This window comes from Ruegeria sp. C9 (assembly GCF_056537585.1).
Genome location: NZ_JBQFRU010000002.1, coordinates 59,990 through 71,481, shown reverse-complemented (window position 1 = coordinate 71,481; position 11,492 = coordinate 59,990). Strand labels below are relative to the sequence as shown.

Genomic DNA, 11,492 nt, shown 5'->3' with positions numbered 1-11,492 from the left:
TCGAAAATTCTTAACCGCCTCACTCGGCGGCGATGCTGGAAACGTCTTGACCCGATGCGGCCATGATTGCCTTGACGATGTTGTGGTAGCCCGTGCACCGGCATAGGTTACCCTCAAGGTACTTGCGAATTTCGCCTTCGGTCGGGCGCGGGTTATCCTTGAGCAATGCTGCAGCGCTCATCACCATGCCCGGAGTGCAAAATCCACATTGCAGCCCGTGATGATCCTGAAAGGCCTGTTGGATCACGTTCAGCGTGCCATCTTCGGCCGCCTGCCCCTCGATCGTGCCCACATCCGCGCCGTCTGCTTCCAGCGCCAGCATGTTGCAGGATTTGACCGCCTCACCATTCACGTGCACCACGCACGCGCCACATTGAGCCGTGTCGCAGCCAATATGTGTGCCTGTCAAATTCAGGTGGTCGCGTAGAAATCCGGATAATAAAGTCCGCCCTTCGGCATCACCGCTGACGGCAACGCCGTTCACGGTCATTGAGACCTTGGTCATAAGATCCTCCCCTTTTTTTGGCTTATTTGCTAAGCCAGAGTTAAACACGGTAAATTTCGTTTGAGAACAAAAATATTTGCCTGATTTTTCCGCAGTTTCGCTGATCAGCCTTCTAACAATGATGCGTCTACCAAACGGGGCAAAATTGCCGTTGCGTCATTTACTCTTGGCAGCGCGGGGCTGTGGCCGCGTCGGGATTTCTTTTAGCAGCCCACCGACACCCATCCCTGCGATGTCCGCGCCCGTCGTTTCGATTCCGCAAGCAACGCGGGACAAGACCCAATCCGCCCCGTTCAATGCTGGTGAGCGCGCGCATCCGGGCAAACCGATGATGGGGCGCTCGCCGGAAGATCCCAAAAACAACAGGTTCCCCGGATCGACCGGCATTCCAAACCGGTCGACGATACCCCCCGCCGCCCGCACAGAAGCAGGCGCCACATCATCTTTATCCGACGTGGCCGATCCGGTCAGGATCATGACGATCTCACCCCGAATGGCCGAAATCGATGCTGTTAAGTCGCCCATCCGATGCGGCACCACCTGAACATCTGCCAGATTCATACCCAAAGCCTCAACCCGGCTACGAATAGCAGCGATACCTTTTTCATTAGATGGCCCGCCAGCAATGTCGGTAACGATGAGACCCGCATTTTCGTATTTGGGCACCGATAACCGAATAGCGTCCTGCGCATGACGGGCCGCACTCTCAACGTCGGATCGAGGTACGGCATACGAAATCACCTTGATCGTCGCTACCATACCGCCAGCCACCATCTGCTGATATTGCGGCACCGTCGCAACCGTGATCATCGGGTTGACCTGATTGAACTTTTGCAAGGCATCGGTATCCAGCACGGCGACGCCTGGTCCATTTGCTAAAAGGTTGACCCGGCCTGTAAAGGCTTCGGTGACACGCAGATTTGCCTGTGTGGGACTTGGTGCAAGCGCTTCTGCCAGCAGCGCTGCGGCTTCGTCCTCATGGCAATCACCTTGCTCCAGTCTCGCGACTGTGACCTCGGTCAGACCGGCTTGGTGCAACTCGGCTATGTGCTCGGACGAAAGCGTTATACCTTTCCTAAGCTTGCGGTTTCCCGCTTTGACGGAATGGGCCAATATCGCGCCGTTGGCGTCGGAAACGGGTACCTGACCAAACTTCACGCTCTGCCTCGCAGAACCGCAGTCATTTGCGCCAGAATCGCAACGGCTATTTCAGACGGTCCAGCCGCCCCGATATCAAGCCCAACGGGTCCGTGGATCAGTGAAATCTGGTCATCGTTGAACCCGGCCTGCTTCATCCGCTCCACGCGTTTGGCATGTGTGCGCTTAGATCCGAGTGCGCCGATGTAGAACACATCGGCCGCCAAACCGGCCTGAAGCGCGGGGTCATCAAGTTTGGGGTCGTGGGTCAGCAACACAAGCGCCGTGCGCGAGTCGAGACCCAGCTTTGACACAGCCTCATCCGGCCAATCCGTCAGGATGGTTTCTCCGGGAAAACGTGCGTCCGATGCGAAGGCCTCGCGCGGATCTATAATCGCCGGGTCATAGCCCGCGATCCGGGCCATCGGCACCAGAGCTTGGGCGATGTGCACCGCTCCCACCACTATCAACCGTAGCGGTGGGTTGTGGACAGCGACAAAGGTTTGCCCATCCTCTTCGAACCCGGACCTGTCCATACGCAAGCGTTCGGAATAGGCATTACGGCGCAACGCGCGCTGGCCCGTCTCGACGTTGACTTCATAGGCCAAGGGTTCGCGCCGCGCCCGTGCCGCGACCAGTTCGGCCAGCATTGGTTCGGGCAGGACCTTGCCGACCGGTTCAACCAAAACCCTGATCGTACCGCCGCAGGCCAGACCGACTGCAAACGCATCCTCGTCGCTTACACCGAACTCGAGCAGCCTTGCCTCGCCTTCCTCTATGGCTTCCAGCGCTTCGACGATCACGGCACCTTCGACGCAACCACCAGAAACCGAGCCTTCGATCCGACCATCGCCCGCAATGACCAACTGCGCGCCTACACGGCGCGGCGCGCTGCCCCAGGTCTCAACCACAGTGGCCAAAGCCGCGCCCTTCCCGGCGCGATACCATTTTAGTGCGGTTTCCGGGCTGCTATCGAATCGTTCCATTTAGACCTCCGGCCTTGCTTGGGTTCAACATAGTCAGCTTTGGAGCAATGAAAAGCGCTCAGCGGGTCGATCTTGTGGCGCTAACAAGCCGATTTTGAACTCACATTCACAAATTGTTGAATGTTGGAAGGCGTCATTCTAGCCTGCATGCGATTCCGGGGCCTATTCGGGATCGTCCCAACATATTTCATAGCGGAGACAAACAGTTGAAACGCATTCTTACACTCGGAGCAGCGATCGGCCTGTTGACTGCCAGCACCGGCTGGGCCGACACATTTCTGAAATACGGTGAGGTCGAAGGCTGGAAGGTTTTCATCGATCAGGACAAGAAATCCTGCCTGATCGAGGCGGTTGATGACGCTGAAAACGTCGTGCAGATGGGCCTGACCGAAGATCGCGGCGTTGGCTATGTTGGTGTCTTCACCAAGGCCAAAACCAACATCAAGAAAGGCGAAAAAGAGGCTGTTGCCATCCTTATCGGCGACAATATTTATGTCGGAGAAGCCACCGGCATGAAGGGGAACATCACCAAGGGCTATTCGGGCGGGTATGTTCTGTCAGACGACCCTCAGTTCGCAGATGATCTTGCCAAGAAGAAGGTGATGGTCGTTTTCCCGGAGAAAGAGTTCGCCTTCACCGTTGACCTGACTGGCACTTACAAAGCCATGGAGATGGCACGGAAGTGCAATGAAGAGCAGCTTTCGTAACAGCTAGTCTGAAAGCGCGGACATCAGCCGCGCTTTCTGCCCCTGATCATCGGGTTGCGAAATTACGTTGGTCAAATCCTCAAGCGATGCAATCGAATGCCCGGCACGGAAGCTGTCGACATGTGGAAGCATTGTCGCCACACCCTGAGCTTTCGGTGCGAACCCGTCCCAGCGCAGCAATGGGTTCAGCCAAATCAGACGCCGCGACGACAGGTGCAGGCGCTCGATTTCCTTTTCCAGCATCTCGGGATCACCCCGCTCTAACCCGTCGGTGATCAACAACACGACCGCCCCCTGCCCCATGACGCGCCGCGACCAGTCGCGATTGAACTGATGCAGGCATTCTCCGATCCGGGTTCCGCCTTCCCAGTCCTGCGCCTCGGCCCCAGCAGCGGCCAGCGCTGCATCGACATCACGTTGATGCAGATGGCGGGTGATGTTGGTCAGGCGTGTGCCAAACGTGAATGCGTGCACTTTGGCCCAACCTGCGCCTTTGGCATTCGAAACCGCGTGTAGAAAGTGCAGAATGATCCGACTGTATTGGCTCATCGACCCGGAGATATCGCACAACGCAACCAAATTCGGCCAGCGAGGTTTGGGTTGCAAGTGCGCGATATCGCGTAGTTCGCCACCCTGACGCATCGCTGACCTAAGTGTCCGAGCGCGATCAATACGGTGACCGAGGTGACTGGCCTGACCTCGGCGAGACTCAATGGGTTTGACCGGTAAGTTCAGGCGCGACAGCATGCGTTTGGCCTGGGCGATCTCGGATGTACTCATCTGTTCGAAATCGAGGTTGCGCAAGCGTTCTTCGGATGACGCGGTTTGGGTTGCGTCGATCTCGATCTCGCTTTCCTCTTGTTGCTCGGTTGATTCTGGCAAGTCGCGTTCGACGCCATCCAACAACGCCTCAGCCGCGCGCTTTTCAGCCGCATCCGCTTTGCGCTCCTCCTGAACACCGCGAATGGCGGGCAGCATCATGGACATCATATGTTCTAGATACCGCGGATCGCGCCAATAGAGGCGGAAGACTTGCGCAAAAACCGTTCGATGTTCCGGCCGGTTCACGAAACAGGCATTCAGCGTCCAGTAGAAATCTCGTTTCTCGGTAAACCCCGCGGCCTGCACCGCGCGGATCGCGTCAACCACGCGCCCAGTTCCTATCGGCAGTCCGGCCTTGCGCAAGGCGCGCGCAAAATGGGTGATGTTCTGGGCCAACTTGGGGTTGTCCGGTATATCCAGTGGGAGTTGTTCGGCCATCAAAACCCCGAAATATTTGCGAGCGAATTGAGCCTCATGCCGGTTCGAGGTCGGCCTTGGCCTGATCCAGAATGCGTTTGGCCTCGGACCCCTGCAACTTTTGGATGTCGTCCTGGTATTTCAGGATGGCACCCAACGTATCGCCGATTACTTCGGGACTGAGGTTGATAACGTCCAGCGCCAGCAGGCACTTCGCCCAATCGATGGTCTCGGCCACCCCCGGTTTCTTGAACAAATCCTCGGTGCGCAAGCGCTGAACAAAGGCGACCACCTCACGGCTCAGCGCTTCTGCCGCTTCCGGCGCTCGGGCGTGCAGGATTTCGATCTCGCGCGCAAAGTCAGGGTAATCAACCCAATGATACAGGCAGCGGCGTTTCAGCGCGTCATGTACTTCGCGCGTGCGGTTCGAGGTAACGATCACAATGGGCGGTTCTGGAGCTTTGACAGTACCAAGCTCGGGGATCGTGACCTGAAAGTCACTGAGCGCCTCCAGCAAGAAAGCCTCAAAGGGTTCGTCGGTCCGGTCCAATTCGTCAATTAGCAATACAGGTGCCCCATTAGCATCCGGACGCATGGCCTGCAGCAAGGGGCGTTCGATCAGATAATCATCCGAGAACAGCTCGGTCTGCAACGCGCCTCGGTCCGCCCCACCCGACGCTTCTGCGGTTCGGATCGCCACCATCTGGGCGGGGAAATTCCACTCATACACAGCGGAAGAGGCATCAAGGCCTTCGTAGCACTGCAACCTGATCAGGCGCCGCCCCAATCCTGCGGCCAGCGCCTTGGCGATCTCAGTCTTGCCGACGCCCGCCTCGCCTTCCAGAAATAGAGGTCGACCAAGTTTCAGCGAAAGAAACACAACCGTCGCCAAAGCCCGGCCACAGACATAACCCTCAGAGCCCAAAAGCTCTTGCACGGCATCGATGGAGTTTGGCTGTGTCATGAGTTCCCCTTTTTCCTGCGCCCCAACAGGTCATGACCACAACCAGAGGTCAAGACCACCATCCGTCAGTGACTTACAGCGATCTGTCTCATCGGCAAGGGCAAGAGGGTCTTTCACCACCCAAGCGGCTGTGTTAGCCGGGGGCCATGACCCAATCCCTGACGATCCGCCGCCCCGATGACTGGCATTTGCATCTGCGCGATGGCGCGATGCTGCAAGCCGTCTTGCCTGAAACCGCGCGCCATTTTGCCCGTGCCATCATCATGCCGAATCTGGTTCCGCCCGTTGTCAAAGGTGACGACGCAGCAGCTTATCGGGACCGCATCCTTGCTGCTCTGCCTGAGGACATGACGTTTGAGCCGCTGATGACGCTCTACCTGACAGAAGACACAGACCCGGCGGATGTGGCCGCCGCACATGCAAGCGGATTGGTCAAGGCGGTCAAGCTTTACCCGGCTGGGGCAACAACCAACTCGTCTTCTGGCGTTCGCGATTTCGACAAGGTGCGCCCGGTGCTGGAGAAGATGGCCGAGATCGGTCTGCCGCTATGTGTGCACGGCGAAGTCACGGATGCCGAGATCGATATATTCGATCGCGAGGCGGTGTTCATCGACCGCGTTCTTGATCCGATTCGCAAAGCAACACCCGGACTGCGCGTGGTGATGGAGCACATCACGACGTCAAACGGCGTGGATTACGTCAAGGCGAATGATAAAGATTTGGGTGCGACGATTACAACGCATCACCTGATCATCAACCGCAACCACATCCTGGTGGGCGGTATCAAGCCGCATTATTACTGCTTGCCGGTCGCCAAACGCGAAGAGCATCGGCTGGCACTGCTGACCGCCGCGACATCGGGCGATGCGCGTTTCTTCTTGGGCACAGACAGCGCGCCGCACACGGATGCAAACAAGGAAATGGCCTGTGGCTGCGCCGGCTGTTTCACTGCAACTAATACAATGTCACTGCTGGCCGAAATGTTCGAGCACGCAGATGCGTTGGACAAGCTAGAGGCGTTCGCGTCACTCAACGGCCCGGCCTTCTATCGCCTGCCAGTGAACGAAGAGACCATCACGCTGACCAAAGGCGATGAGGTCGTCTATCCGGCCAAAATCGAAAGCGGCGACGGCCCCGTGACCGTATTCGATCCGGGCTTTCCACTGCATTGGCGCGTCGCTTAATCAGTTAGCCTTTCAGCCAAATCCGCTGCGCGCCCGCCGGTGCGCAGCATCGACCAGATGGCGTCCGCCTCATCCCCCCCGATCAGCTTCGCCGCTTTCTCCCTGACGCGATCTTCGCGATCCGATAGAGACATCGGTGCCAGCAGATCATGGCTGGCCTCGCGGCGCGCGCCGTCCCGGCGTAACAGGGACAGATGGGCTTGTGTCTCAGACAGACTCTCATCCGCCTCGACCGTGATTCGGTCCCTTAAGGATTGTAGCCTTGGATCAGCACAAATCTTGTCGGAATAGCTCCCTGGCAGAGCTGTATCGTAGCCCATTGCCTGCATTGCGATCACGGTACGATAGGAAAACTTCGCTCCTAACCCACTGGTCGGCTGCAGTTGATTGCACACACTCATCCAGCGGGGGTGGGTTTTGATCTTGATCTCGGCCACCTCAGGCTCGGCGATGTCGAGATCGCGCGCAGCCTCAAGCGCCGCGTGCAGGCCATGGCAGCAAGCGTGGAATTTGTGGCTGATGCTTTCGAACAGCCACTCGTCCCCCAAACCATCAAGCGCAGCAGCTAAATCGTCAGCCCCCAAATGTGTCGCCCCAAACCCAAACGGGCCTTCCAATGCGTCAGCACCGGGTTGAAAGCCGTTGCGGATCAACTGGGCGGCCTCAACACCGTTCGAGGCTGCAAGCCCAGCGTTATAGGGTTTACCCATTGTCCCAAACTGTGATTTCTGCCCTGAGGCCCGGGTCGCGGTTAGCCCCAACAGGTCACGCATCTGCTTTACGTCAAATGCCATAATCCGACCCGCAGCCACCGCAGCCCCAAACGCGCCAGCCGTGGCTGTTTGGTGAAAACCAGCCTGATAATGACCACGACCAAGCCACAAACCGATGCGGATCGATAACTCCATTCCCACTAGCGCTGCCTCAAGCAGATCGACCAGAGGTCGGTCTTCCCACGCCGCAAGAGCAAGGGCTGCAGGAAAAACAGCAACCGATGGATGACCAATATGAGCGAAATGCGTGTCGTCATAATCAAGCGCATGAGAAATGGTACCATTCACTAGCGCCGCTGCGCGTAGCGGCGCATCACCGCCTCCGAACAAACGCGCCTGTGCGGCACCGCTCTCGGAAAGAACCATCTGACGTATGATGCGGGAAACCGGCTCATCTGCGCCTGCCCGCCCCACGGCAAGCCAGTCCAACGCGGATAAAGATGTCACGATACGGGCCTGCGCCGTGGTCGATACAGAACCAGCAGCAAACTCGGCAAGGGCAGTTGTCAAATCGGTCATGTGGCGCAGTCTAGCGCGCGCCGCTCGGGCGTAAAGCCTCAGCCGTACAGGACGGCAGCACGTTGTTCGAATGCTCGGACGATACGGTGCATGGCTTCGTTGAAAACCACGCCAATGATTCCTTGCAGAACCGCGTTCTTGAATTCGAAATCAACGTGGAACGAGACGTTGCAGCCGTCTTCCGTATCTTCAAACTCCCAATCCGAGCGCATGTATTTGAACGGTCCGTCCAGATACTCGGTATCGATCCGTTTCAGCTCATCAAACAGCGTGACGCGGCTGCCGAAGCGTTCGCGGAACACCTTGAATGAAATAACCAAATCCGCTTCCATCACCTTGCCATCGCCAGCGGCATAGGTCCGACGGATACGGGCCGCAGCGCACCAAGGCAAAAATTCAGGGTATTTCGCCACATCCGCGACCAGATCATACATCTGCTGAGCGGTGTAAGGCAGCGGGCGGGTCTCGGAATGGGTTGGCATGATATCCGGGATTAACTGGTGACAATGGCGCGTGATTTCGTATGTTGCGCGCCAAAGATCAAGGGGGCAGCGATGAGCCAGCGCACATATGTGATAGATGAGATGATCTCGGCCAAGGCAATTGCTGCCCGGATCGAAGAGCTTTGCCGCGAAATAACGGCTGAATTCGGCGGCACTGACAAGCTGGTCGTTGTCGGCCTGCTGCGCGGCAGCTTCGTCTTTATCGCTGATCTGGTGCGTGAGCTGGACCTGCCCATCGAGGTCGATTTTCTGGAGGCATCGTCCTACGGTGACTCGATGGAAAGCAGTCGAGAAGTTCGTATTCTTAAGGACTTACGCGGCGCCATTGAAGGGCGCGATGTTTTGGTGGTCGAGGATATCGTGGATACCGGCCATACCCTGAACCACGTCTCCAAGCTGCTCCGTACCCGCAAGCCACATCGGTTGAAATCCATCGCCCTTCTCGACAAACCCAGCCGGCGCGAGGTTGATTTCCGCTCGGACTGGATCGGGTTTGAAATCCCTGATGAATTTGTCGTGGGTTATGGCATCGACTATGCGCAGCGCAATCGCAACCTGCCGTTTATCGGCAAGGTTCGATTTGTGGAAGATCAGGACTGATGAGTCTGCGCCACTTTGTTCGCATGTCAAAATGGGGGCGAAACCCGCCGTCGGAACGGCGCGTGAAACTGGTGTTTGGCGCAATCCTTATCTGCCTGATGATTGCCGGAATTGAATATATGGGGTGGTGGCCCGAATGGGCAGAAAGCCAGCCCAGAAAACTCAGGCCTTGAGCGTTTGTTCGATAGCAGCCAGAAAAATATCTGTCCCGATCGGGATCAAAGCATCCGGGAAATCATAGTCGGGGTTGTGTAGCTGCGGATGATCCCGCCCCGCGCCTAGCCAGAACATGGCGCTTTTTGCACCTTTTCCGAACTGCCCGAAATCTTCCGAAAACCTTTGTGGGGTCGCAACCAGCTTGCAAGGAATGTCGCGGCTTTGGCAGGCCTCTGACAGGATCTGCACGGCTTCACCCGAATTTGTGCAAGCCTCAAACACATCGTCATAGGTGATTTCAACACCTAATCCCTGTGCCTGAGCACGTGTAGCCACCAGCTGTTCTGCGTCGCGGATCAGGCTTGCCATCCGGCTGTCCGAGACCGTGCGCAGGGTCACCCAAAGTTCGGCCTGACCGGGTGCGATTCCAAAAGTGGCCTCACCCAGCCTAGCATGGGTTACCGTTGTCAGCGCATATTCCGCATCCAGCGCCCCACCCTGCCCCAGAATGGCCAAAGCAGGCATAAGCTCTGCCAACGCACCGGCTGGCGATACACCGTCCTGAGGAGCCGCCGCGTGAGAGGTTTTGCCCGTCAAAACAATTCGCATCCCACGCGAGGCGCAATTCGCCGGACCCGAGCAAAGCTCAACCCCGCCCAATTCCAAACCCGGCAAATTGTGCAAAGAAAACACATAGTCCGGAGCGATATCCGCAAACTTGGGATCAGCACGATAGGCAATCGCACCTTGACCGGTTTCTTCGGCGGGTTGAAAAATCAGAACCACCCGCCCCTTGGTCGGACGCTTGTCCCCCAATACAAAGGCAACACCAAGCACCATCGCCATATGGCCATCATGCCCGCAAAGATGCCCCTTTCCGGGATGTTGCGACGCGTATCGTGCACTTGAGATTTCCTGAATCGGCAAACCGTCCAATTCACATCGGATTCCGATGGTTGGTCCGGGCTGTCCGCTATCATAAACCGCCGCGACACCGTGGCCACCGATACCTGTCAGAACCGCATCGGGATCACACGCCTGAAGCAAGTTCGAGATACTCGTCGCGGTTCCACGTTCCTCGCCCGATATCTCAGGCACTTGATGCAGTTCATGGCGCTTTTCGGTAAGCCAGGATTGAAGTTCGGGTTTCACCTCTGGTTCAACTTCTTTTGTCGAGCTTCGCGCAAACGGGCGAAATCATCGCCCGCGTGGTAAGACGACCGGGTCAAAGGAGTTGCCGAGACCATAAGGAAACCTTTGCCGAATGCAGCTTTTTCATAGGCCGCAAACTCTTCGGGTGTAACAAAGCGGTCAATGCCATGATGCTTGGGTGTTGGCTGCAGATACTGACCGATAGTCAGAAAATCGATATCCGCCGCGCGCATGTCATCCATGACCTGACGAACTTGCTGCTCGTCCTCGCCCAGTCCGACCATTATGCCGGATTTGGTGAAAATGGACGGGTCCATTTCTTTGACCCGCTGCAGTAAGCGCAATGAGTGGAAATATCGCGCACCGGGACGCACCTGAGGATATAGGCCCGGCACCGTTTCAAGATTGTGATTGAACACATCTGGCTTGGCCTCGACAACAATCTCAAGCACCGAGGGATCGCATTTCAGGAAATCCGGCGTCAGAATCTCGATTGTAGTCTTGGGCGAGCGGTGGCGTACTGCGCGTATGGTTTGGGCGAAATGGTCAGCCCCTCCATCCTGCAGGTCATCCCGGTCCACGGATGTGATGACCACATGGTTCAAGCCCAGCTTCTGCACCGCATGCGCCACGCGACCCGGTTCAAATGCATCCAGAGTATCCGGCTTACCGGTCGCAATGTTGCAGAAGGTACAACCGCGCGTGCAGATTTCGCCCATGATCATCATGGTCGCGTGACCCTGGCTCCAGCACTCACCCACATTCGGGCATCCGGCTTCTTCGCAGACGGTGACCAGATTGTTGTCACGCATGATCTTGTGCGTCTCGGCATAGCCCTTGCCACCCGGCGCTTTGACACGAATCCAGTTCGGTTTGCGCGGAGCCGCATTGTCAGGTCGATGTGCCTTTTCGGGGTGTCTTTGCTCGGGTATTTTCAGATCACGCACAGCTGGCTTTCCTGACTTTGGGTCAATTTTCTTTGTTCATAACATAGACCGACTCATTTGGTTACACCAGCGGCGCATAGCCGCTATGCAGCACGTCTACGCGCGTGCAGCGAAAGTGAC

The 11,492-nt window shown here is 57.1% G+C and carries 12 protein-coding genes; 3 read left to right on the top strand and 9 right to left on the bottom strand.

Annotated features, from left to right (window positions below; translation table 11 throughout):
- Positions 1–19: 19 nt before the first annotated feature.
- The 3 genes from ACR0NE_RS04480 to ACR0NE_RS04470 all read right to left on the bottom strand — a co-directional run bounded on the left by ACR0NE_RS04480 (position 20) and on the right by ACR0NE_RS04470 (position 2,628).
- A complete protein-coding gene (locus ACR0NE_RS04480) occupies positions 20–505 on the bottom strand; it encodes a (2Fe-2S)-binding protein (protein ID WP_170595775.1) in 486 nt (161 codons plus the stop codon).
- Between the two features lie 156 nt (positions 506–661).
- Complete coding sequence (locus ACR0NE_RS04475) at positions 662–1,663, bottom strand: molybdopterin-binding protein (RefSeq protein WP_170595777.1); 1,002 nt, start codon at positions 1,661–1,663, stop codon at positions 662–664.
- Entirely contained in the window at positions 1,660–2,628 is a 969-nt protein-coding gene (locus ACR0NE_RS04470; RefSeq protein WP_170421340.1) for an XdhC family protein, read from the bottom strand. The genes ACR0NE_RS04475 and ACR0NE_RS04470 overlap by 4 nt, the downstream gene beginning before the upstream one ends.
- Positions 2,629–2,834: 206 nt before the next feature.
- Here ACR0NE_RS04470 and ACR0NE_RS04465 point away from each other — a divergent pair, with 206 nt between their 5' ends.
- On the top strand, positions 2,835–3,335 hold the full coding sequence (locus tag ACR0NE_RS04465; RefSeq protein ID WP_170510628.1) for a hypothetical protein: 501 nt from the start codon (positions 2,835–2,837) through the stop codon (positions 3,333–3,335).
- Between the two features lie 3 nt (positions 3,336–3,338).
- Here ACR0NE_RS04465 and ACR0NE_RS04460 read toward each other — a convergent pair whose 3' ends face one another.
- Both ACR0NE_RS04460 and ACR0NE_RS04455 read right to left on the bottom strand, forming a co-directional pair.
- Positions 3,339–4,595, bottom strand: coding sequence for a vWA domain-containing protein (locus ACR0NE_RS04460; protein ID WP_170595779.1), 1,257 nt, complete (start codon positions 4,593–4,595; stop codon positions 3,339–3,341).
- Positions 4,596–4,629: 34 nt separating this feature from the next.
- Positions 4,630–5,538: an AAA family ATPase gene (locus tag ACR0NE_RS04455; RefSeq protein WP_170421335.1), complete on the bottom strand. Its 909-nt coding sequence runs from the start codon at positions 5,536–5,538 to the stop codon at positions 4,630–4,632.
- A 146-nt stretch (positions 5,539–5,684) separates the two neighbouring features.
- Between ACR0NE_RS04455 and pyrC the strand changes: the two genes are divergently transcribed.
- Entirely contained in the window at positions 5,685–6,722 is a 1,038-nt protein-coding gene (gene pyrC / locus ACR0NE_RS04450; RefSeq protein WP_170595781.1) for a dihydroorotase, read from the top strand.
- On the opposite strand, the gene ACR0NE_RS04445 is transcribed toward pyrC, so the two are convergent.
- Together ACR0NE_RS04445 and ACR0NE_RS04440 are read right to left on the bottom strand one after the other, a co-directional pair.
- Positions 6,719–8,014 carry an MmgE/PrpD family protein gene (locus tag ACR0NE_RS04445; RefSeq protein WP_170393241.1) on the bottom strand — a complete coding sequence of 432 codons (1,296 nt, stop codon included), beginning with the start codon at positions 8,012–8,014 and terminating at the stop codon, positions 6,719–6,721. The two genes, pyrC and ACR0NE_RS04445, sit on opposite strands and share 4 nt — an antisense overlap.
- Before the next feature lie 38 nt (positions 8,015–8,052).
- On the bottom strand, positions 8,053–8,496 hold the full coding sequence (locus ACR0NE_RS04440) for a type II toxin-antitoxin system RatA family toxin (RefSeq protein WP_170393242.1): 444 nt from the start codon (positions 8,494–8,496) through the stop codon (positions 8,053–8,055).
- A 72-nt stretch (positions 8,497–8,568) separates the two neighbouring features.
- Between ACR0NE_RS04440 and hpt the strand changes: the two genes are divergently transcribed.
- The gene (gene hpt / locus ACR0NE_RS04435; RefSeq protein ID WP_170595783.1) at positions 8,569–9,117 is read left to right on the top strand and encodes a hypoxanthine phosphoribosyltransferase; all 549 of its coding nucleotides are present in this window, start codon (positions 8,569–8,571) and stop codon (positions 9,115–9,117) included.
- Positions 9,118–9,279: 162 nt separating this feature from the next.
- Here hpt and ACR0NE_RS04430 read toward each other — a convergent pair whose 3' ends face one another.
- On the bottom strand, positions 9,280–10,425 hold the full coding sequence (locus ACR0NE_RS04430) for an amidohydrolase (protein WP_170595785.1): 1,146 nt from the start codon (positions 10,423–10,425) through the stop codon (positions 9,280–9,282).
- The gene (gene lipA, locus ACR0NE_RS04425; RefSeq protein ID WP_170421324.1) at positions 10,422–11,372 is read right to left on the bottom strand and encodes a lipoyl synthase; all 951 of its coding nucleotides are present in this window, start codon (positions 11,370–11,372) and stop codon (positions 10,422–10,424) included. Before lipA ends, ACR0NE_RS04430 begins: the two co-directional genes overlap by 4 nt.
- Between the last annotated feature and the right edge of the window lie 120 nt (positions 11,373–11,492).

Coding starts and splice junctions, on each gene's coding strand:
- ACR0NE_RS04470 (WP_170421340.1), bottom strand. CDS start 2,628: ATGGAACGATTCGATAGCAGCCCGGAAACCGCACTAAAATGGTATCGC.
- ACR0NE_RS04440 (WP_170393242.1), bottom strand. CDS start 8,496: ATGCCAACCCATTCCGAGACCCGCCCGCTGCCTTACACCGCTCAGCAG.
- ACR0NE_RS04455 (WP_170421335.1), bottom strand. CDS start 5,538: ATGACACAGCCAAACTCCATCGATGCCGTGCAAGAGCTTTTGGGCTCT.
- ACR0NE_RS04445 (WP_170393241.1), bottom strand. CDS start 8,014: ATGACCGATTTGACAACTGCCCTTGCCGAGTTTGCTGCTGGTTCTGTA.
- ACR0NE_RS04460 (WP_170595779.1), bottom strand. CDS start 4,595: ATGGCCGAACAACTCCCACTGGATATACCGGACAACCCCAAGTTGGCC.
- ACR0NE_RS04480 (WP_170595775.1), bottom strand. CDS start 505: ATGACCAAGGTCTCAATGACCGTGAACGGCGTTGCCGTCAGCGGTGAT.
- pyrC (WP_170595781.1), top strand. CDS start 5,685: ATGACCCAATCCCTGACGATCCGCCGCCCCGATGACTGGCATTTGCAT.
- hpt (WP_170595783.1), top strand. CDS start 8,569: ATGAGCCAGCGCACATATGTGATAGATGAGATGATCTCGGCCAAGGCA.